Source organism: Actinokineospora sp. NPDC051303 (assembly GCF_055586285.1).
Genome location: NZ_JBVJIN010000035.1, coordinates 42,643 through 63,801, shown reverse-complemented (window position 1 = coordinate 63,801; position 21,159 = coordinate 42,643). Strand labels below are relative to the sequence as shown.

Below are 21,159 nucleotides of genomic sequence, written 5' to 3'. Positions count from 1 at the left end.
CGGATGCCCTCCGGCGCGGCCACCCGGTGCCGTGGGCTCATCCGCTGCCGCAGCGCCGCCAGCACCAACCGGTCGAGGGTGATGCCGTCGCGCTGCCCCAGCGCGAGGAACGCCGCGGTCACCCCGATCGGGACGGCGACGATCAGGAACACCACCAGCGGGACGGCCTCGCGGGTGAGCGTGTATCCCATCGCGTGCGGTCGCGCCACAGGGTGACCGAGGTGGGCAACCGCAGCAATGTCCCGGTCGCCCCTTGGCCATCGGCAACGAGGGCGTGCCGCTGGGCTCCGGGCTCAGGCGACAAGGTCACCATGGACAGCCTGACGCCCACGAGGTCCTGGCTGCGGCCCAACCGCAAAGGCCACACCGGCCTGCGGAAACGCCGATACCATCGCTCAAGGTCGGCAAGCAGCCAGATCGTCAACGTGACATGGGCGAGGAACTCCCGGTTGCTGGGGGCCGGGCTCTTCTTGGCGCCGGAGGCGTCCAACGGGTGATAAGTCTCCAGATCCACCCCGGAGCCCTCGGCGTGGAATGCCATGGCGAACCGCGTATCGGCTTCGACATGGTGCCAACCGCCCGCAGCGGCCGCGAGCAGCCCACCGACCGTCGACGGAGGCGGGCAGGGCAGTCCCACCTGCACACCCGCGTACAAGGGGTTGCGGAACGAGACGACGGGCGCGGTGATCGTCACCTCCAATGCCGCCCGGTCTGCGACGGTCATGCGTCGGCGTCCGTGAACCACCGGTCCCGCTCACCGCTTTCCACCTGCCCCGCCAACTTGTGCAGCAACACGCGCGGGTGGTCGATCAACACCCGACCCTCGTCCACCAGATCGGAAAGCGCCTGGCGGGCGCGTTCGAGTTGGTCATCGAGGAACCCCGGGGCCCAGCCCAGCAGGACAGGGCCGTCGACCTCGTCGCGCCAGGCATCCAACTCCTCGCGCAACACCTCCGACCGGAACACCGCGGTGCCATCGCGTGCGCCCATGACCCGGGTGAACGGGTTGACACCGCCCTTGAGCGGAGCCAGCACGATCAGGCTCGGCGTCCTGTCCCCGTAGTGCATCGACTGCTTCGCCCCGCCACGCACCGCCGCCAACGTCCGCAGCAACGTCGCGACCCGACGGCGTCGTTCCTCAAGGGACAGTCGGACGCCTGCGACACCGCGCAGCACGGTGTCCTGCGCACCGGAAGCCTTGGCCTCTTTGGCGACCGCGGCGCTGATGGGCACTCGAAGCCCGTTCCCGTCGGTCTCGAACACACCCACCCGGGGCAGGTCGAGCAGCACATCCCCGGCCAAGGTCGCGCTGTAGAGCTCGTGCTGGTGGATGACCGGATGCTCGCCCGCGGGGAAACCGCGGCTCATCGTGCCGAAATCCATGGTCGGCCGCTGCGCCACGAGCGAGACGAAGGTGCCGGTCGCCAGCACGGTGTCCCGCTGGAAGTTCTCCTTCTTGACCGCGACCATGTACCCGAACACGTCGTCATCGAGATACAGATCCGGGCGCCCCGCGGTGTACGCCTGCTGCTTGGTCCCGCTGCCGGTCCTTGTCACCGTCGACCGCGCCTCCTCCCGGGGCAACGAGTCACGCAACCACCGGCGAAACGCCTGCGCGGACACGTAGGGGTAGATGTCCCTGCCGACCCGCAACTGCTTGACCCGACCACGGTTGTCGTCACCCTCGCCGTTGTTCGGGGCACCCGCGACCACATCAAGAACGATCTTGCCCACCAGGAAACTCACTGCTCGACCTCCGCCTCGCCATCGACATACCGCACGTCTTCAACACGGAGATCCGGCAAATCACCAGCCGTCTCCTTCTTGTCCTTGGACCGCCATCCCAGACGCACCAACTCTTCCAAGACAGCGATCAACAACACGTTCCGGTGGAACCACCCCGCGTTGTCCGACCCAGGGTCGAACAACAACACGAAAGCCCGCTCGCCGACCAACGGCTCCTTGGCCTCGTCAGGGCGTTTGATCGTCCACTGGACACTCATTCTCGTCAGAAGACCACGCAGCCTTGTCGGGTCCGACAGCCACGTATTCATCCCACGCAGTTTTCCACCGGACTCCTCAGCGAAGAGCAGTTCGGCGACACGCCGCGCGCAGGCCCTGATCTCGGACAGGTCTTTCTCGTTCATCAGCATCACCTCGACAACGAAGGAATACAGGATCTCGGCCAGTCGGGACCTGCTCTCGGCGGCCTGGTCGTCACGAGGAGGAACCGCCATGAACCGCAGCGCCGCGGCTACAATCCGCCCGGGTTCCCGGAACACGTTACGCGCCAATTCAGTGACACCACCGGCGTTCTTGGTGACGTGTGCACGCAGCAGTTCGACGAAACCGACCCGGAGTTGCGGCTGGCGCAGCCACTCCGCCAGCGTTTGCTCCACGCTGTGGATGTCGAGCGACTGACCTCGATTGTTGTTATTGAACACCAGAACATCGACACCGGCGGTCACGCGATGCTCGTAATACCGCAACGCGAACAGCGCCGTCGCCTCTCGACCGCCGGGCACGTCCTCGTCCCGCACACCCGCGCTGGCCACCCGCCTGTTGCGATCCGCCTGGCGCGCGACCGCGGCACTCATGAACCGGTCGTCCCAACTATGTACCGCGATGGAAGCCCCACCGGTCAAGCGACTTCCGTACGGGAGCGCATGGAAGCACGCCAGACACGGATAACACAGAGCCATACCGGCATGACCTCGCGCGGTCGTGTTCCGATACGACTCGCTCTGCGCCAACGCCACATCCAACTTGCCGTAGAACCCGACAGCCGCACGCCCACACAACACGCAACCGACACCAGGCCACGAGTCTCGGTCCGGCAGACCACGCCACGCCCTGACCGCGGAGGCCACAGCGTCGTCAGTCCGCTTCCCGTTCCCCGGGTGGTTCATCGGCGAGTTCGGGAAGAACGAATAGCTCATCTTCAACCAGAACCCGTCCGGGGCCTTGCTGTCCTTCCTGGCCGCGCGGACCGCGTCCTCGGTCACCACCTTCACCGCGGCCTCGAACGCCACCGCGTCCAGATCCTCCGGCATCACCGGTGTGCCAGAAGAGCCCAACGCCGCCAACGCGAACGCCCCCACCCGCTGCAACGGATGCGCCGTCAACACCAACCGCGACTGCACAGCCAAGTCAGCGTCGGTCACGCCGCCACCCAACCGAAGCCCGCCGAGTTCGCCTGCCCCAAACCCCAACTCCACAACGCCCGCAACGTCTCCGGCGGCCCCGACAACTCGACCTCCACAGCCGCACCGGTCTTCACCCCCTTGCCCACCGAGAAAGAGCGCTTGGGCCCGATCCACCGCACGGACTCCAACCCCACCCCCGGGTCCAGCCCCAACGTCTCGGCCTTCCGCCGCAAGTTCCCCTGAAAGTAGCCCGCCCACTGCGGCTCACCCGGCAACACACAATCCTGACGCGTCGTTCGCACGCCCGACTCGTCACGCCCGGACCCCTTCATCACCACCGGCGTCACCGTCCGAAACACCGCACGGCCAGATGAGAAATCCGGCTGCTCCACTACCGAAACCCCCCGCAGTTGAAACGCGACACCGCCCCAATCCAGAACCGACTGCCCCGCCAACCCCCGCGCCAACGCCTCCACCACCTCAGGCACCGGACTGCCGAACTCCAGCACTCCCGGCCCACCCGCCGCATACCGCCCCGGCCGACGACGGGCAGACGGGAACACCGGAGCGCAATGCCCCCACGGCGCCATCCGGTGAACACCCATCCCGCCCTCGTGCAACCGCGCCGCCAACTCCGGCGCACCCCGCGTCACCGCCGTATAGAACACCGGCCGCCCAGGTGCCAACACCCGCTCCCACGGCAACTCCGACGCCGCCGTCGACACAGCCAACCGCAACCTCACACCACATCACCCTCCATCCAACGACCAGCAGCCCAACAACGACTAATACCTGCGGCACGCGCACCCCCGCCGAGCGAACAGGACCATAACGGCCCCCACCGACAATCTCGCGACTTCATGAGAGAGCAGTACCCATCGGACGACGACGCAAAGAAGCACAGCGGATTTCCGACATCGACCGAGAGAGGCAGGCCGCACCACGGGGAAAGGTAGTCTGAGCACCCACACTCAGCCCGCTCCCGAGCCTCCGACAGGTCCTCATCGCCCCTACGAGGGTTCGCAACACGCCATGGACCTCATCACCGAAGTCCGCGACCTCGGTCGACCACGAGGACACCGGTGGAGGCGGCGGGCCGGGTGACCGTGCGAGTCGAGTCCCGCCGGTTGACGATCTCGAACCTGGACAAGCCGTTGTAGCCGTGTGGGTTCACCAAGGGCGAGGTGATCCATTACTACAGCCGTATCGCTCTGATCCTGTTGTCGCACAAGCGACCGGCTTGTCACATCGGTTCATCGCTTGGGATCGAGGTATGCCGACCACTGTCGCGCATCGGCGCCGATGACGCCGGTGATCCACGCGCGGAAGTACAGTTCCCACCAGCGCGTGATCGACGCTTGGATGATCTCGTTGACCCGTGTCCTGGCCTGGTCGGATCCGGGTTGGCCCACGACGGCCAAGAGAGCCGGATCGCTCTCCCAGACGAGGAGGTCGGTGACGTTCCAGAGTTCTCGCGGCGACTCGTTTGCTTGAGGACCTGGCCAACGACGGCGTCAACTTCCCCAACGACATCATCGCCCTGGAACCCGACCTCATCAACGGCATCCTTAACAACACCGTGCTCGCCCTGCTCTACCAACGCGGCGGCACTCTGCAACAGGCCGCGGACGAGCTCGCACGAATGTTCGACGAGACCATGGCGGACATGGCTCGAGTGATAGCCGAACTCCCCGCCCGCTACGTCGAGCTAGAACTGACCGACCAGGAACGCGCCAACGCCGACCATTACGTCCGAGTGCTCCAGGACTGGGTCCAAGGCGGACTCGACTGGCAACTCAGCACCACCCGATACAGCGTCCTGTACCACTTCACCGAAGCCGAACATCCTAACCTGCTCATCACCCTCACCCACACCCACCCAGTACCCCCACAACTCCAGCACGACAACACGAGGCGCTGACCTGACGCCCACCTGCCCCTGCCGGATCAAGCAAACCCAATCACTGACCAGCGGTTACACGCCAGCGCGGCTCGTTTCTTGCCGGATTCCGGAACCGCTCCAAAGCTCGACCCATGTCGAGCCCGCATGAGCAGCCGGCTCAGGCCGGCCGACTTCGCGTGCGACTGGCACACGACTCGTGGCGCCAATTGCTTGCAAGAGGCCGGGGCCGACCTCTGACCAGCAGATCAGGAGGAGCGGCCCTACAGCGTCGAACGCCGCCTTACCAAACTCGCCCGCGATCAGAGGTTCTGCCACGTTCAGCACGAGCGTGACCACGCTTGCGAAGATCAGCAACCGACGAGCAGGCTGCAGCGCCTCCGGCGAAGCACCGGTAAGCGCCAGATGCCGCGTGCCGAGCAGCAGGCCGACGATTGAAAGATCAACCGCAGGAGCCACGAGCGGTGCGACCCAGGCGGGCACGCCGAGCCGGAGCGCCAGATTTGGCAGAATCAGTCCATGGCCGAGACTGACTTCATCCTAATTGCGGCATCGGTGTGAGTGGACCGTGACTTCGACGGAGAACCAGGTCGTGTTGGGCACCGCGAACGCTTCCATAGTCCAGGCATCGATCGTGCACGGCGGAGTCCACATCAACGCCGGGAGTATCGCTGGCTCGCGCTATCTCGAGCAGGTGATAGAGATTGCTCCACGAGGTCGACTGCGTGACCGTGAGGCAGAACTGGCTCTTCTCGAAGAGCACTGCAAGAGTCCTGGCCGGTCGCCCTACCTCGTGTGGCGTGCGCCCGCCTGGGCTGGCAAGACAGCTCTGTTGGCCTGGTTTGTCTTGCATCCGCCACGTGACGTCACGATCTTCTCGTTCTTCGTGACCGCGCGGTTCGCCGGACACGACAACCGCGAGGCATTCATCCATGTGCTGCTCGAACAGTTCGCGGCGTTTCTCGGACGGCCTCTGCCGCAGTCACTGTCTGTGCACACGCAGGAGGCCCACTTTCGTGGGCTGCTGCGGGACGCCGCGCAGCGGTGTGCTGACAACGGCACACGAGCTGTGTTGGTGGTGGATGGCCTCGACGAGGACCGCAGCGTCACAACTGACCCCGGGGCGCACAGCATCGCGGCGCTCCTTCCCTCCGAGCCCCCGGAGGGCTTGCGGCTGGTTGTGTCGACTCGCCCCAATCCGGAACATCCCCCAGACGTACCTGACCACCACCCACTCAACGTGCACCGCGAAGACCACCTCCAACTGAACCCCTCGCACTGGGCAGATGTTGTACGTGGGGATATGCAGCGTGAACTCGACAGACTGCTCGGTGGGACACACCAGGAGCGAGACCTCCTCGGACTCCTGACCGCCGCCCGCAGTGGTCTGACGGTGTCAGACCTCGCCGAGCTGACAGGCTGGACCAAGCGCACCACTGCGAGGCTGCTCGGAAGCGTCGCTGGCCGGACCTTCATCCCCAGGTCCGTCCGACCGGGAGCGAAAGAGGCCGCATACGTACTCGGTCACGAGAAACTGCAGACGAACGCCGAGGACTTCATCGGTCCCGTAGGCTTGTCCTCCTACGTCGCACGCTTGCACCAGTGGGCAGATGCATATCAACTCGCCGGATGGCACGACGGCACACCTGACTATCTTCTCGAAGGCTACCCCCGGCTGCTTCAACAAACGGGTGACCTGGACCGATTCGTCGGCTTGGCCACCGACCACCGTCGCCACGAGTGGATGCGCCGGACAGGAGCGATAGCAGTCGCTATCGGTCAGACCCACCAAGCCAAGGAGATGGTCGCGGCGGGCCGAGCCGATATCGTCACCATGGCTCGACTCAGCTTCCATGCCGACCACTTGGTCGAACGCGTCCGTGATGTTCCCCCTGGGTTGCCGGGATTGTGGGCAGCGTTAGGCGAAACCGAACGTGCGAACAGCCTGTTGTCGCACTTTGACGATCCGCTAGCCCGAGCGGAGGCTCTTCTCGGCATGATAGCCGTCCAACCGACCAGGACGGCCGTCGATCAGATGATCTCCTTGTGCGCTTGGTCGGTCAGCCCATACGATCAGGCGCGCGTGCTTTCGTCACTGGTGGATCTGACCGTTAGAGCCGGGGCCCTACCTCGGGCGGCGAAGATCGCGTCGATGATCCGCCTCGACGCCTGCCGGGTGCCAGTGGTGCTTGGCGTGGTGGAAAGAGCAGTGGTGACAGGCGACCGCGTTCTCGCGCGACGGCTTGCTGAGGACCTACCGGACGACGACGGCCGAAATGCCGCCGAAGCGCTCCTCACGGCGCAGCAGGACCCGGATGCCGCCGAGGCCCTGCGTGCTCAGATCCTCCGCTCGTATCCGCGCGCACTGGCCGGCCTCGCGTTGGCGAGGGTACTGCTGGGTGCGGGACTCAATGATCGCGCCGAAAACAGTCTTCTGAGAACCTTCAACAACGCGGATCAGGATCTGACGCCGGAGGCGCGCGCCCGTGTCTTGGTAGGTGGCATCAAGATCGCCCAATCCCTTGCTAAGCCGCATCACGCGGAGGTGTTAGTCGAGCAACTGGCCGTGTTGCTACAGGAAGCCAGTCACGCCCGCTTCGTAGTCGAAATCCTCCTTGAGTTAGCTGCCGTACTGGACGACTCGAGCCATCCTGGAATCCTTGCATGGATGCGCGGCATAGTAGCGAACCTCATATTGGAAGTTGCCCCCGACGACACGCTGGTCGAGTTGGTCGCTGAAGTCGATTCGTTCGAGATGGCGCGCACTCTGGCGACGTCTGTTCGACAGGAAATACGAATGGATGCGCTGGTAGCTGCAGCTCGAGTCGCCTGCCGGGTCGGTCCTGTAGATCGAGCCACTGAATTGGTCGAAGAAATCCATCTGGCCACAGTGGGTACCCCTGCCCGTGCGTCAAACGTCGTGAAAGCCTTGCGTCAAGCCATTACTTACCGGGATGGGGTGCCCGTCACTGATGAGATAGACGTCGATGACTTCACGTCTGATTCCGGATTTCTGGATTATTGGGAGACGGCATTAGGGGTGCATTCCTATACCTACAAGCGTAATCAGGTGAAAGAACTAGCGCAAACCTTGCTTCGCAATCTGGATGAAGGTAAGAAAGAAAATGCCGCTGTCATATTGGATAAGCTTGTTCCGCTGGCTGTCCGCCACGGCCGTGATCTTGAGGATCTCGAGGGCCTCGCTTCCCAACTTGCCGCGCGGCGGTGCCGCACGATGTTCGACACGCTGACGAAAAGTATGACACCCTGGTCGAGGGTCAATGTCTGCTCGACCGTCTTTCGTGAATCGTTGCATACGGGAGATGCGGATCGCTTTGCGCGGGAATTTCTCGCTGCCGTTCAACGCGACTGTCTCGGCCCTGACGTTAGATATAGCGTTCCACCAAAGGCGGTTGCAAACCTCGCGAGACATGTTGAACCGGTCGACTTCGATGAAGCGCTGCGAACGAGTCGACTAATTCGCCCCATGCAAGTCCGAGCGGATACCTTGAAACATTTTGCTGATCGAATAATCAACTCGAGCGGTGGAGATAATAGAGAGAAGTTGTTCAATGAGGTGTACGGCCTCGTTGAAACTACAGAGGAACGCATCGACCGGGACTATGTCCTGCTTTGCGGCGTCCATCTTGAGAGTTCCGTCGGCGATCTGAACCATGGAGAAAGCCTTGCTGATCTTATTTGCGACCCGTTTGTCCAAGGTGAGGCCATGGTCACGCTCATGCGTACCTCGGCAAAATCGGGTGACCACGATCGGGCCTCCCACTACCTCCGCAGGTGCGAGACAACATCATATCTCGCCAATGGCCCGGTGGGTCAAGGACGCGTACTCGCACTTCTGGCCGAAGCCGTCCAAGAGCTTGGACTGTCCGATCGAGCAATGAGAATCGCGAAACGGATCGAAGATTCCTACTGTTGCGTTCAGGTCTTGACGACAATGGCGAAGCGTTGCGCCTCGTCACAACGGCATTCATTTCTCATAGAGGCGATGCGACGCGGACACGTGGAACTGATCATCCCTTTGCTCATTGATTCTCCGGAGGTCGTGACCGCGCTCAGGGAAGAACTGGCGAAGCTCGACGTCGCACCGTGAGCATGTGGCCAGGGTCGCCCCAATGCCGAGCGCTGTTGCCACTCCTGTTTGGGGGCCGCTCCCGGCGCACGCGACGACCACGTCCGCAACACACTGTCCTGGTACGCCAAAGATGCCAAAGACGGCGAAGCCGATCTCGGTGTCCGCCTGATCCATGCGCGTTCGGCGAGGTAGTCGACCACTGTGGCCAGGCTCCAGGTCGTGAACCGGCAACCCAACCCGGCGGGCTCGCAAGCGGCGATGCGGCAGGTCTGATCTCGGCGAGCCGGTCGCAGCACGTCCCGGGGTGCGCCGGTGAGCGCCAAGTGCCGCGTGGCCAGAAGGAGCCCGAGGATCTACAGGTCGACTGCGGGTGCGATTAGCGACGCGACCTATACAGGTACACCGAGTCGAAGGGCGAGGGTGAGCAGGTTACCGAAGCCGAACATGAACGTGAGGCTCACGACCGTGCCCATGATTACGGTGATGGCCCGGATGATGGCCGTCGGCTTCGTCGGTGACTGTGGTGCAGAGCAGTGCTCGTCGGTGGCCATTAGGCGTCACCGCCGGGGACGTCAACCTGGAAGCTGCCCTCGCACACCAGCATGCCGCTCGAAAATTGCTGGTCACGCGCGGGACCGTCTGCATGTAGCCCTGTCAAGGGTTCGCGAACTGCCTGCGGTAGGCGCTGGTGTGGCGCGAGCGCGCCACTGGATTCGCAGGGCAGACTGCAGACACGGCCGAGCACTATGGCCCGCTGTCTGGCGGTCCAATCTGAGGCGACGATCTATCATCATTGTCGCCAGATGGTTGTGCCTCGCCAAGTTGATCCGTTTCGAGGCGGAGCAAGAGGTCGCGGGCTCGCTGTCGTTCTTTCTCAGTCTTCCCGTCGAGTGCCCGGCGGACGAGGGTACGTCGGGTGTACTCCCTCAATACGGTGCGCAGCGCAAGCGGCCCGAACTTGAGGAGTATGACCAAGATCCCAGCGAGCGAGGCACCGAACGTACCCGGTACCAACAAGGCCTTGAGTACTTCCGTCTCCATGATGGCTCCTACACGTCGTGCGGAGCCGACAAGCGAGTTGCGCGAGTGCGTGGCTACCGCGGATAACCAGAACTGAGGTCATCTGCGTAGTTAGGACCCCGCGTAGGGTGGCACGCGGAAGTGATCAGTTTACCGGGCGAACAGGCCTTTCGGGCGTTCGCCCAGACTCGAACCTGGACTGCACGAAAAAGCAGTCGGAGCCGAATGTCAAGACCGGCCGCAAGCAGGAGGTCCTTAAGGCGCATCAGGTAGCTGAGAACGAACTCTCGGATCGTTCGCGGTGGCGACCAAGCGCCGATAATGGAAGTCCGCCTAACGAAGATCGAAATGCGGGGAGCGGTTGGTACTGTGCCGAACTGATGCTCCACCTGTGTTTGGCCGGACACGGCCGAGAGCCAGTGTCGAAGCTCGCCATTGTCAACGGCCCGAGTAGCCGGTTGCGCACGAAGGAAAGCGGGCGGAACCTGCGAGTGGCCGTTGGGCCAAGATGTGACTCGCTCTGCAAGCGCTGTCCAAGCCGGGTATTGCTTGCTGGCATCATGCGCCAGATGAAGAAGGTTGTAGTCGCCCGCCATGATGATCGAGGCAAAGCGTTGACGGCTTAGCTCCCTGACGATTCGCGCGAAAAGAAGCGATTTGCCACTTCCTATTGGAGCCATGCTACGGAAGTAGGGCTCCTGTACCAGGATCGCAGCGTCCGGTCTTGGAGTCGGCCAGGACAGCAGATGGGCCGCACGCTCCAGCTCGTCGAGCGGGAGGGTGATCGCGGTGTCGGCCACGCCACCAGTATGACAGCCGCGCTGGTTGAGGCGTCCCTTGCCGCACCGTGTGCAGCCGTGCCGCTGATCGGCTACCTCGAACCATCGCCCTGACGCCGCGCGATCTCGGCTGCCCACTCGTCGTCGGAGGGATTTGGCTCGCCCGGCCCGAGGACCCTCCAGATCTCGGAGCCGCCCTCAAGGTCGATCGCATCAACCTGCCAGTCCCAGCCGTCAACGCAGATTCCCGGTATCACGCGGGTCTCAGGACCGACCTTGGCTTGGAGATCGGACCGCGGCGTGACGAAGACTTCCGTGTTGTCTTGGCTCAAGTACTGGTGCCGCTCCTACAAAAGCCAGGCTCCGATCGGCACCACGTCACGGCGTTCCCCGAAGATGCTGAGCACTCGCCAGCCTGGCGGCGCCGTCTGCAGGTAGGGCTCCCGGGTGGCGTCGGTGAGATCGGTGTGAGGAGGGCGCTCGGCAAAGTCGTGGAGCTGGTCCAGAACATTGTCCACGAAGCCGTGCCGATCGTTCTGGCCGGACACCCGGGAGGTGATGAAGAACGACACCACACGGATGTTCGTCGGTGGATGCAGGACGAACCACGGCAACAATGCGGACTTGCCCGACCATGCCTCCGCCTGCCACCACAAATAGTCCTGCGCGTAGTCCTGCGCGGTCGACTCCGAGGAACAGAACGCGGTCAGGACTGCCAACTCGTAGTTTCTGCCCTCGATCCTGTCCGGTGCGAGTGCTTGCACCTGCGACAAGTAGGCGGACCGAACCGACCGCGCCGCGCTCACGCGGACGTCTCCTACCAGCACCCCGACTTGGACCACGGAACCATCGACCCAGCCGGATACCTCGTTGGTCCATGCCACGCACCGATCATCCCGGCCGTCTGCCGACTCGTGACAGAAACGTACGGGGGTGAGCCTGGAGGCACGGTTCTCTACCGCTCGGATAGCTGCATGCGACATCGGCATGAGCGGACGGCAACTGTCGCGCTCGATCAGCTACCTGGGAGCAGCTCTTATGGGGAGCAAAATGTAGCAGTTGGATTAGCTCAGGCGCATCCCAACGGCTCCCAACGATGGTCAACCGTACCCACGGGACCAATCAGAGGCGTGTTCCGCAGGTCAGGGCACACGCACCCCACGAGCATCGCTCGGTAAGATGTGACAGGCAAACAGACCCGTTTCCTCGGCTCGCTGGTGCATTCTGGGTGGTATGCCCAAGGAGATCAGGGTGAGCAACACTGTCACCGGCCATGTGGCGGGGACCGTCGTGCAGATCGGTGCGGTCGTCGTCGCGGGCGAACGACCACCGCCACGGGAGTTGCCCGCGCCGCCAGCGTGCTTTGTCGGACGGGCAGAAGAGTTGGGCACGTTGGGCAACGCTGAGGGGATTTACGCGCTGGCCGGGCCCGGTGGCATCGGCAAGACCTGGTTGGCGTTGCACTGGGCCCACTCCAACCGGCACCGATTCCCCGACGGCCAACTGTTCGTCGACTTGCGCGGCTTTTCCCCCGACCCGCCGATGTCCCCCGCGGTCGCGGTGCACGGGTTCCTCCACGCGCTCGGCGCGGACACGCCGCCTGCCGACCCGCACGCCCAGGCCGCGCTCTACCGAAGTCTGACCGCGGACAAGCGACTGCTGGTGGTCCTCGACAACGCCACCAACGCCGCGCAGGTGGAACCGTTGCTGCCCGGGGGATCCACCAGCACTGTCCTGGTGACCAGCCGCCGTCAACTCACCGCGCTGGTCAACCTCCACAACGCCCGACACCTACGACTCGGCACGCTCAACGACGGCGAATCCCAACGACTGCTCGTCGCCCGACTCGGGCCCGACCGGGTCGGCGCGGCCCCGGTGGCCGTGCGGCGGATCATGGACCGCTGCGGCGGACTGCCCCTCGCCCTGGCCATCGTGGCCGGTCGCGCCCACCTGAACCCCGACATGCCACTGGCCCGGATCGTCGACGAATTCGCCCAATTCGACGACGAGGACCCCACAACCAGTCTTCCCGCCGTCCTGTCCTGGTCACTGCGAGCACTGACCGAGACCCAGGTGCGCGTCCTCGGCCTCCTCGCCGCCGCACCCGGCCCGGACATCGGCTTGGACGCCGCGCTCAGCCTCACCGGGACGGTCTCCGAACTGCGTGCCCTGGAACAGGTGTCCCTGGTGGAACGAGACCCCACCGGGCGCTACCGCATCCACGACCTGATCCGCTCGCACGTCCGCATCCACGACACCGATGCCACCCGCCGCGTGATCGACCACTATCTGCACACCGCCCACGCCGCCGACCGGAGTCTGCACCCAACAGGCCCACCCGCGACCCTGCCCCTACTCTCCCAATGTTGCGGGCCCACAGCCCCCGCCGACGTGGCCGCGGCACTGGCCTGGTTCGACGGGGAACACCAATGTCTGCTCGCCGCCATCGACGCCGCGGCCGAACACGGGTGGGGCGACATCGTCTGGCACCTGGCACGGACCCTGACCACCTACCACCACCGACGCGACCACACCGACGCCGACATCCGCACCTGGCAGCGCGCACTACGGGCGGCCACCCACGGCCCGGACCTCGTCACCGCCCACCGACGCCTCGGCGACGCACTCGCCCGCGCCCACCAAGACGACAAAGCCCTGATACACCTGCTGCAAGCCGCCGAACTGGCCGAACACATCGGCGACTCGCACCAACTCGCCCGCACCCACCGGGCCCTCGCCTGGACCTGGGGACGACAAGGCGAGGACACCACCGCTCTGCACCACGCCCGGGAAAACCTACGCCTGCACCAACAACTCGACGACCCCACTGGCCACGTCCACGCCCTCAACACCGCCGCGTGGTTCACCGCCCGAGTCGGCCACCTCGACCAGGCCCGCTCCCTCTGCGAAACCGCCCTCGCCCTACACCCCAACCCCGAAGGCGAAGCATCGACCAGAGAGACCCTCGGCTACATCGAATACCACGCCAACCACCACGAAGAATCAATCGACCAATACCAGCGAGCCCTCACCCTCCGCCGCGCCCACGGCTACCTCCGCCACGTCGCCAACACCCTCGAACGAATGACCCATCCACTGCGCGCTGCCAACCGACACCAAGAAGCCGAAGCCGCATCACGAGAAGCGAAAGAGATATTCACACACCTACAAAGACGTGAGAACCCTTGATTTAATTCGCCAGCCCCGCCTGAACCCCTGATCTTCATCCCCGCACAAGTGGGCGCCGTAAACAGGCTGCACCGTTGAGAAGGTTTCCAGATCAGTGTTCCAGCAGCAATGAACGACGCGAATCGTCGTGATCCCGGAGATCGGCTGGTACTCCTTTCCGCCAGCTTGACCCGAGCGGGCTACAGCGCCACTCGTAGTACCCGGAGACACACGCCCGAGGACATGGGACCGTTGAGTGACACCGAATTCGTCGCAGTGTTCCAAGATGAACCGGCAACAGCAGGTCAAACACCATCTCCTTCGCGAGATGGCGACGGTGGGATGCAGCTGTCGTTGCGCCACTGTCGCAGCACCGTGCGGCCGTAGTTGTTCGTGCCGCGATCTGGTCCAACTCGGCGCCCGGTCGGGTCCGCCCGCGAGCCTGCTCGCGCTGGAAGTACTCCAACATGACCTCGTGGGCCGTCGGCTTGCCCTCTGCCTCACCGCGCGGTGAGATCTCACCCGCAACCCGCGAACAGACTCCCCGCTTTACTTGGCACCCCGCTTCGCCCGTCGCTCCATCACCAACGGGACAACAGCGCGAATCAGCAGGTCGCGAATCATAGCGTCTGGTGTGATTGCTGAACGACTCGGCCCGGGGATTCGAACCTGCGCATAGCCGCTGGCGGACAACGACAACTTAGAGTCATCCCTTCCAAAAATGCTTGCAGTAAGTAAGCTCCTCAATCCAAGATCGCGTGGGAGATCTTGGGGAGATCAGAACCCGCCAGAACGCGTCTAAATCCGTCTCAACGAGGAAGAACGAGGCTCGCTGACCAGTATTTGTTTCCATCGCCGCACGTCCACCGCGTATGGATCAACCTTGACACGGTAGGGGTCACTGGTTCAATCCCAGTATCGCCCACCAGCCAGTTTGTGCTGGTCAGAAGCCCTGTCCCTCCTCGTGAGGGGCAGGGCTTCAGTGATCGAATGGGGTCAAACTGGGGACGGCGTCATTCTTACCGTCCCCCTTCTCGATCATGAGCCTCATGGTCACCGGTTCCAGGTGCGGGAACCACTCGGTCAGCCGGGCACGTTCGGTAGCCGTCAGGGCGAGCAGGCTGTTCGCCCATCGGGCCTCCAGTGCGTCGAGGATCTGCTTGCGCATGACGTCGGTCACATGGTCGTAGACCCGGGCGATGCCCTTCATCTTGTAGCCGAGCCGTGCTCTGCGGGGCGACTTCGGGGATGCCGTCCTCGGTGAGCCAGGTGGCGTGGGTGTGGCGGCCTTCGTGGAAGGTGAACCAGGGAAGGATCGCCGGGAGGTGATCCTCGGCCTCGGGAGTGTCCGGACTCACCCCGTCCCACGCGGTCCGCCAGAACCGCTGGCGGAAGTTCGCGCGGCGCCACGGTCGTCCTTCCGGGCTGGTGAAAATGAACGCGTGGCGGTGGCTGTTCATCAGCATCTCGTAGAACACCGCGATGCTCGGCGGCAACTGCACCCAGCGAGTCCCCGCGGGTGTCTTGGTCCGTCCTTTCCGTGCCGCGGTCCCTCGGCGGCGTCCTGCGGGCCGCGTCGGCGCTTCCTCTATCTCGGTCAGCGGGGTGCCGTACTTCTTGAGGATCCCGCCCACCTCTTTCAGCGGCGCCTGGATGCAGATCGCCTTCTTCGACTCGTCGTACTCGTGTCGCTGCTGCCCGGCCAGTTCGCTCCACCGGGCTCCGGTGTAGAGGTCGGCCAGGCACAGGGTGAACCCACTCAGGCCGAGTCCGCCTTCGTACAACCGCATCGCCGCCCGCAGTGCCTGCACCGGTGAGGCCACCAGTCGCTCGGGCGCGTACTCACCGGAGGTGACCCGGACACCGCTGCAAGGGCTGGCCGGGATGATCCGCGCCTTCACGGCTGCCTTGAGGAAGGTCGAGAACGTCGCGAAGATCGACGCCACGGTGGACTCGGCATAGTCCTCGTGCAACTCCGACACCCACTTCTCGATCTCGACGTAGCCGTTGAAGATTCCGATCAACGGCCACGCGGACCACTGCGGCAGCAACTGGTTGTCCAGATGCGCCCGATACTTCGCCGCCGTGCCCTCGCCGAGTCGGGTGCGGATCACCGCGAGGTACTCCTCGGCGAAGTCGCCGAACAGCGTCTCGGCGTCCCTGGGATCTATCCACAGGTTCCGCCGGATCAGCGCCTCCTGGTCGTCACCCCACTCCTTCGCGGCCTTCGGCGAGGTGAACCCTGACTTGCTGCCCCACGTCCCATCGGGCCGTTTGTACCGAGCCCGCCAGCCTCCATTGGCCGGTTCTGCGTGCGCCATCGTCTTTCACTCTCCTTCTTGATGCGGTTTTGTGGCGGAACGGTTGAGGTCTCGTTCACGCCGCGCGAGATCCTGAACGCCGGGATCTCGACGTTTGCTTCGTCATGTGAAGAATCTCCGCGATGTCATCGCGACTGAACCTGTAATGTTTGCCGATCCGGTGATGGGGAATGAGTCCGGCCGCGGCGAGATCCCGGAGAGTTCGAGGAGACAACCGGAACAGATCGCCCAACTGGTCCGCAGTGCGAAGTTCCTCCGCGGACACTGGTGACCGAGCGGCAAGTCCTCATCGCCCCTACGAGGGTTCGCAACACGCCATGGACCTCATCACCGAAGTCCGCGACCTCGGTCCGACTACGAGGACACACCGGTGGAGGCGGCGGGCCAGGTGACCGTGCGAGTCGAGTCCCGCCGGTTGACGATCTCGAACCTGGACAAGCCGTTGTACCCGTGTGGGTTCACCAAGGGTGAGGTGATCCACAACTACAGCCATATCGCTTCGATCCTGCTGCCGCACATCAGCGACCGGCCCGTCACATCGGTTCATCGTTTGGGATCGAGGTATGCCGACCACTGTCGCGCATCGGCGCCGATGACGCCGGTGATCCACGCGCGGAAGTACAGTTCCCACCAGCGCGTGATCGACGCTTGGATGATCTCGTTGACCCGTGTCCTGGCCTGGTCGGATCCGGGTTGGCCCACGACGGCCAAGAGAGCCGGATCGCTCTCCCAGACGAGGAGGTCGGTGACGTTCCAGAGTTCTCGCGGCGACTCGTTTGCTTGAGGACTCTCTGCCAACGCGTCGAGGTTGTAGAACCTGCCTTCGCTGCCGTACCGGTCCAGCGTCCGCATGACCGCGGCCAGCACGTGGTCTTGGGAGACCTCGTGCAGCAGCCTTCGGAAGAGTGGCGACACGGAGGATCGGTCGGCGTGCTGTGTCATGTGGTCTCGGCACTTCTGGTCGAGCAGGACAACGCGGTGGCGCAATGTGTTTTGCATCGTGGTCTTGTCTGGCCATCGGCCGGTGTCCTCGACCGACGCCATCCCGAGAGTCAGCTTCGTGGTCTTCTCCACGCCGATGGACAGGCACGCCAACAGAGGGTCCGCGTCGCGGGCGGCCGATCGGTAGCTCGCGAGCAGGTCCACTGACCGCCACAGCAGACTGGAGGCGGCGTCAAGTTCGTCCATCAACGCCTGGACGGCGGGGAGTCCGATCGCACCGGAGTTCACCATCACGCCATCATCACGGATGGGACCGACAGTCCTCAGGCACCGCCCGGGTGGGTCGAGGAGGAGTTCCACAGTTGACGGCTCGCGTCGAGTTCGTCCTGGCTGAGTCCCGGGTCGCCGGTGATCGAGAGGGTGGTGGTGTCCCAAGCGCGGAGGCCATCGGTGCGGGGTGTGAGCAGGACGCCGATGCTGGTGAGCGTGTCCAGGTCACCGCGGAACGTTCCGTGTTCGTGGTGACGCAGCAGCAACCACGAATGGAAGGCGTTGCGGGTGAACTCGTTGGACTCGCTGCAGACGACGAATCCGAGTTGAGCGCTTGGCCGCTCGGGGCGGAAAACGCGTGCCCTCCACAATGTGCGCTCGGGATCACTGTGGCGCAGGGCATCCAGCAACATCCGGCCGAGGTCGGTGCGGTAGCCGATGGGGATCGCGTCGACGGCGGCGAGCACGTTGAGTACGTGGCTTTCATTGGCTGGGTCGATGTCGGCGTTGGCGATGTCCTCGCAGATAATCCGCACCATGCCGTGCGCGGTCTCGTCGTCGCTCCCCGCGGGTGCCGCGGGAAGCAGAGGTACGGACACTGGTGTGCCCTCACCGAGCAGGCTTGAGTCGATCGGGTTGGCTTCGGCTCGGGCGTCGGCGGCGGCGAGTTCGTAGTATCGCGTCGGCGTGTTGCCCAGCGTTGTCGGCGGGTCACCGGCCACGCGTTCCAGATAGCCGATGACCGCGTGTGAGGACTTGAGTTGGCTGTACAGGAACTCCCAGTCCCGTCTAAGCAGTACCGCCGTCGGAGTTCGTGAGTTGAGCGCCGGAACCTCGTACTCCACCGGCGGACAGGGGTGGTCGATGATGACCACGCCGAGCCAGGAGATGCCGGAACCCTCGACCACGACGGTCCACCCCCGCCCATTGATCATGCTGGTCGTCTTTGTCGACAGCCTCCGCACCGAACCATCGACCTGGCGGGCCGCACCCGTGATCTTCTTCGTCAACCACGACATCTCCTTCGCGGCGTCACCCGGCTCGGTGTCGCGGCTCTTGACCTGCACCACGACACCGCGGTCCCCGACCACGACGAGGCCATCGCTGATCTCACGGACACCAGCACCCTTGCGCTCCACCGCGGGCGACAGGACGAAGTCCGGCAGCCCCCAGGTCGTCGGCGCGTCCTGGGTCACCCGCTCGGCGGCAGTCCCGCGGGCCACGTGCGGGTTAAGCGAGATCGCCGCCGGAACACGACGCTCGAAAACACCGTGCTCGGTTCGGACCACCATCACGAGATGATCGCTGTGCGTCACCACCCCGACGCCGAAGTCGGACTCGGCCAAACCCTCCAGCTCTTTCTCGGTCCACAACCGCGGCGATTCGGCGGCGGGCGCCCACACATCCGCGGGTCCTGGGCCCGGCCTGACTGACCGCGCGCCCGGAACCTGCGCCGCGTACGACTCGAACATAATCAGGATGCGCGCGACAGCGTCCATCACCCGCCGAAGGCGGCGGTGCAAAGTGTCGGCTTGATCGGTCGGCTCGAACCTATCGGCGAAACACAGGTCGACGTGGCTGTCCGCATTGGCTGAAAGGGTCGAGTCTTCGCCGTAGCCGGACACCTCGAAATGAGCGATGATTCGCTCATCGTCCAACACACCCGAAGGCTCAGAATCTACCGACACCACGACCGCAGGTGGATCGACGAACACTTGCGGGCGCACCACAGTCAGCCAGGCACCCGCGGACTCGCCTCGGGCGAGTGAGTCAGTCCACGCCAGCAACTGCCGCAGACCATCCCTCAAGTGCCGGATACGTAAGTCGGGACTATCCCCAAGATACGGCTGACACGCCAGAACAAGCTGATGCTGAGTCGCCAACACACCATCTAGACACGACTCCTCCAACAACGCCGCCAAACCCTCCGCCGAATCGGCCAGCGGAAAGAACCTCTCCCGACCAGGATCCCGACGCCGACGCCGCACCGAGAACATCTCGACCGACTCCTCCACCAGCGAGTCCAGGCATCCCCACAAATCCTCGACCACCGACCCGAAGCACGCCGTCAATGATTCTCGCGCTCCGTCCGGCCACGACGCATACGCCGAGATGACACCACGTCCATTCTGGCCGCACGTCACCATGATGTCGGTGAGACCATCCTCCAACACGCCCGACCACACTGCGGCCAACTCCGAGAGCCCCGCGTGAGCAGCACGCAAACGTTCGAACGCACCCGGACACACTTCACCCAACATCAACTCAGCGTAATGCCCCGCCTAGCGACGCCAGCCACGCGCGCACGGGTGGACGCAAGATCAAATGGCGATTTCGTGGCGATCGGAACTCGCTGAAACGAGGTGTAACACGCTTAAGCTCGCTCCAACGCGTCGCGCTGACCTGGGTAGACACGAATCTCCCCAGGTCAGCGCGCGGCGGAACGACCTTGAGCAGGGTGGAGTGCAGTGATGTCGAGTTCGAAGTGGTACTCCTCAGTACTGGATCCTCTCTAGGGCGCCAGCCGCGAGGCGGGTGTCCTCGGCCACCAGGTCGGCGTTGATCTGTGTGGCCGCGGCCGCCCCGGCCGCAGCGGCGGCGCCGACCTGGGCGGCCAGGTCGGTGATGTTGCCCGCTGCCCACACGCCGGGAATCTTGGTCCGCCCGGCAGCGTCCACTTCGACGTACTCGCCCATGGGATGCGCCGTCGGGTGCAGCCCAAGGTCGGCGAGGAAGCCTGCGCGTGCCACCATCCTCGGCGAGACGGCGACCACCTCGCGTTCGACAACCGTGCCGTCGGCCAACCGGACACCGACCAGGCGGTCGTCGGCGACCTCCAGAGCGGCTACGTCGCCTTCCACCACGTGGATGCCCCGCGCGACCAGTTGGCCCGCCTGTTCCCCGGTCGGCGCACTGCCACGAGCGAAGAACATGACATCGTCGCTGAGCTGGCGGAACAGCAGCGCCTGGTGCACGGACATCGGCCCCGTAGCCAGCACGCCGATCGCCTGGTCGCGGACCTCCCAACCGTGGCAGTACGGGCAGTGCAGCACATCGCGCCCCCATCGCTGCCACAGTCCCGGGATGTCCGGCAGTTTGTCGGTCAGCCCCGTGGCCGCCAGCAACCGCCGTCCGCGGACGGCCCTGCCGTCGGCGAGCGTCGCCACGAATACCTCGCCCCGCCGGGTCACGGTGTCGACCACACCGGACACCACCTCGCCCCCGTAGCCGCGCACCTCCTCGCGGCCCCGTGCCAGCAGCTGGGCGGGCGGTAGCCCGTCCAGCGCCAGCAGCCCATGCACCCCGGTCGCCGGAGCGTTACGTGGCGCGCCCCCGTCGATCACCACCACCGACCGCCGCACCCGGGCCAGCGTCAACGCCGCACCCAGGCCCGCGGCACCCCCGCCAACGACCACCACGTCGTAGCTGTCTTCCAGCTCTTCGGTCACTGTGGACCACCTCCACGGCCACCATCGCACCCCACGCCCTCGCATGCAATTTCACTTGCTGAAATGGCAAT

General features: G+C 64.5%; 16 protein-coding genes and 2 pseudogenes. 3 read left to right on the top strand and 15 right to left on the bottom strand.

The genetic code is table 11. The annotated features are described in order from the left end of the window. The 6 genes and pseudogenes from ACZ6SD_RS23915 to ACZ6SD_RS23890 all read right to left on the bottom strand — a co-directional run. Window positions 1-185 (bottom strand): annotated as a pseudogene (locus ACZ6SD_RS23915) (PrgI family mobile element protein); the annotation flags it as partial. Beyond that, the gene (gene cas5, locus ACZ6SD_RS23910; RefSeq protein WP_465319205.1) at window positions 143-724 is read right to left on the bottom strand and encodes a CRISPR-associated protein Cas5; all 582 of its coding nucleotides are present in this window, start codon (window positions 722-724) and stop codon (window positions 143-145) included. The pseudogene ACZ6SD_RS23915 and the gene cas5, both read right to left, overlap by 43 nt. After that, on the bottom strand, window positions 721-1,746 hold the full coding sequence (cas7i, locus tag ACZ6SD_RS23905; protein ID WP_465319204.1) for a type I-B CRISPR-associated protein Cas7/Cst2/DevR: 1,026 nt from the start codon (window positions 1,744-1,746) through the stop codon (window positions 721-723). Before cas7i ends, cas5 begins: the two co-directional genes overlap by 4 nt. Beyond that, window positions 1,743-3,164, bottom strand: coding sequence for a hypothetical protein (locus ACZ6SD_RS23900; RefSeq protein ID WP_465319203.1), 1,422 nt, complete (start codon window positions 3,162-3,164; stop codon window positions 1,743-1,745). The genes cas7i and ACZ6SD_RS23900 overlap by 4 nt, the downstream gene beginning before the upstream one ends. Continuing rightward, complete coding sequence (locus ACZ6SD_RS23895) at window positions 3,161-3,655, bottom strand: CRISPR-associated endoribonuclease Cas6 (protein ID WP_465319202.1); 495 nt, start codon at window positions 3,653-3,655, stop codon at window positions 3,161-3,163. Before ACZ6SD_RS23895 ends, ACZ6SD_RS23900 begins: the two co-directional genes overlap by 4 nt. Before the next feature lie 744 nt (window positions 3,656-4,399). Further along, entirely contained in the window at window positions 4,400-4,558 is a 159-nt protein-coding gene (locus ACZ6SD_RS23890) for a hypothetical protein (RefSeq protein WP_465319201.1), read from the bottom strand. Between the two features lie 74 nt (window positions 4,559-4,632). Here ACZ6SD_RS23890 and ACZ6SD_RS23885 point away from each other — a divergent pair, with 74 nt between their 5' ends. Then, a complete protein-coding gene (locus ACZ6SD_RS23885) occupies window positions 4,633-5,067 on the top strand; it encodes a terpene synthase family protein (protein ID WP_465319200.1) in 435 nt (144 codons plus the stop codon). A gap of 138 nt (window positions 5,068-5,205) precedes the next feature. On the opposite strand, the pseudogene ACZ6SD_RS23880 reads toward ACZ6SD_RS23885, so the two are convergent. Continuing rightward, a pseudogene (locus ACZ6SD_RS23880) lies at window positions 5,206-5,562 on the bottom strand (hypothetical protein); the annotation flags it as partial. Between the two features lie 52 nt (window positions 5,563-5,614). Between ACZ6SD_RS23880 and ACZ6SD_RS23875 the strand changes: the two are divergent. Then, window positions 5,615-9,157, top strand: a complete 3,543-nt coding sequence (locus tag ACZ6SD_RS23875; RefSeq protein WP_465319199.1) for a hypothetical protein — start codon at window positions 5,615-5,617, stop codon at window positions 9,155-9,157. A gap of 371 nt (window positions 9,158-9,528) precedes the next feature. Here the strand turns inward: ACZ6SD_RS23875 and ACZ6SD_RS23870 are convergent, their stop codons facing one another. From ACZ6SD_RS23870 to ACZ6SD_RS23860, 3 genes are all read right to left on the bottom strand, one after another. Beyond that, complete coding sequence (locus ACZ6SD_RS23870) at window positions 9,529-9,690, bottom strand: hypothetical protein (protein WP_465319198.1); 162 nt, start codon at window positions 9,688-9,690, stop codon at window positions 9,529-9,531. 1,340 nt (window positions 9,691-11,030) lie between these two features. Further along, window positions 11,031-11,270, bottom strand: a complete 240-nt coding sequence (locus tag ACZ6SD_RS23865; RefSeq protein WP_465319197.1) for a hypothetical protein — start codon at window positions 11,268-11,270, stop codon at window positions 11,031-11,033. Window positions 11,271-11,285: 15 nt separating this feature from the next. Beyond that, on the bottom strand, window positions 11,286-11,822 hold the full coding sequence (locus ACZ6SD_RS23860; protein WP_465319196.1) for a hypothetical protein: 537 nt from the start codon (window positions 11,820-11,822) through the stop codon (window positions 11,286-11,288). Between the two features lie 367 nt (window positions 11,823-12,189). Here ACZ6SD_RS23860 and ACZ6SD_RS23855 point away from each other — a divergent pair, with 367 nt between their 5' ends. After that, complete coding sequence (locus ACZ6SD_RS23855) at window positions 12,190-14,127, top strand: ATP-binding protein (RefSeq protein ID WP_465319195.1); 1,938 nt, start codon at window positions 12,190-12,192, stop codon at window positions 14,125-14,127. Between the two features lie 998 nt (window positions 14,128-15,125). On the opposite strand, the gene ACZ6SD_RS23850 is transcribed toward ACZ6SD_RS23855, so the two are convergent. From ACZ6SD_RS23850 to ACZ6SD_RS23830, 5 genes are all read right to left on the bottom strand, one after another. Beyond that, complete coding sequence (locus tag ACZ6SD_RS23850; protein ID WP_465319194.1) at window positions 15,126-16,427, bottom strand: tyrosine-type recombinase/integrase; 1,302 nt, start codon at window positions 16,425-16,427, stop codon at window positions 15,126-15,128. 55 nt (window positions 16,428-16,482) lie between these two features. After that, on the bottom strand, window positions 16,483-16,692 hold the full coding sequence (locus ACZ6SD_RS23845) for a helix-turn-helix domain-containing protein (protein ID WP_465319193.1): 210 nt from the start codon (window positions 16,690-16,692) through the stop codon (window positions 16,483-16,485). 278 nt (window positions 16,693-16,970) lie between these two features. Beyond that, the gene (locus ACZ6SD_RS23840) at window positions 16,971-17,660 is read right to left on the bottom strand and encodes a hypothetical protein (RefSeq protein WP_465319192.1); all 690 of its coding nucleotides are present in this window, start codon (window positions 17,658-17,660) and stop codon (window positions 16,971-16,973) included. Between the two features lie 32 nt (window positions 17,661-17,692). Next, window positions 17,693-19,900 (bottom strand): hypothetical protein, encoded by a 2,208-nt coding sequence (locus tag ACZ6SD_RS23835; RefSeq protein ID WP_465319191.1) that lies wholly within the window; start codon window positions 19,898-19,900, stop codon window positions 17,693-17,695. Window positions 19,901-20,134: 234 nt separating this feature from the next. Next, window positions 20,135-21,088: an NAD(P)/FAD-dependent oxidoreductase gene (locus tag ACZ6SD_RS23830; protein ID WP_465319190.1), complete on the bottom strand. Its 954-nt coding sequence runs from the start codon at window positions 21,086-21,088 to the stop codon at window positions 20,135-20,137. Between the last annotated feature and the right edge of the window lie 71 nt (window positions 21,089-21,159).

Excerpts from the sequence above, each read along its gene's own strand:
- ACZ6SD_RS23870 (WP_465319198.1), bottom strand. The coding sequence starts at position 9,690 with ATGGCCACCGACGAGCACTGCTCTGCACCACAGTCACCGACGAAGCCG.
- ACZ6SD_RS23850 (WP_465319194.1), bottom strand. The coding sequence starts at position 16,427 with ATGGCGCACGCAGAACCGGCCAATGGAGGCTGGCGGGCTCGGTACAAA.
- cas5 (WP_465319205.1), bottom strand. The coding sequence starts at position 724 with ATGACCGTCGCAGACCGGGCGGCATTGGAGGTGACGATCACCGCGCCC.
- ACZ6SD_RS23835 (WP_465319191.1), bottom strand. The coding sequence starts at position 19,900 with ATGTTGGGTGAAGTGTGTCCGGGTGCGTTCGAACGTTTGCGTGCTGCT.
- ACZ6SD_RS23840 (WP_465319192.1), bottom strand. The coding sequence starts at position 17,660 with ATGGTGAACTCCGGTGCGATCGGACTCCCCGCCGTCCAGGCGTTGATG.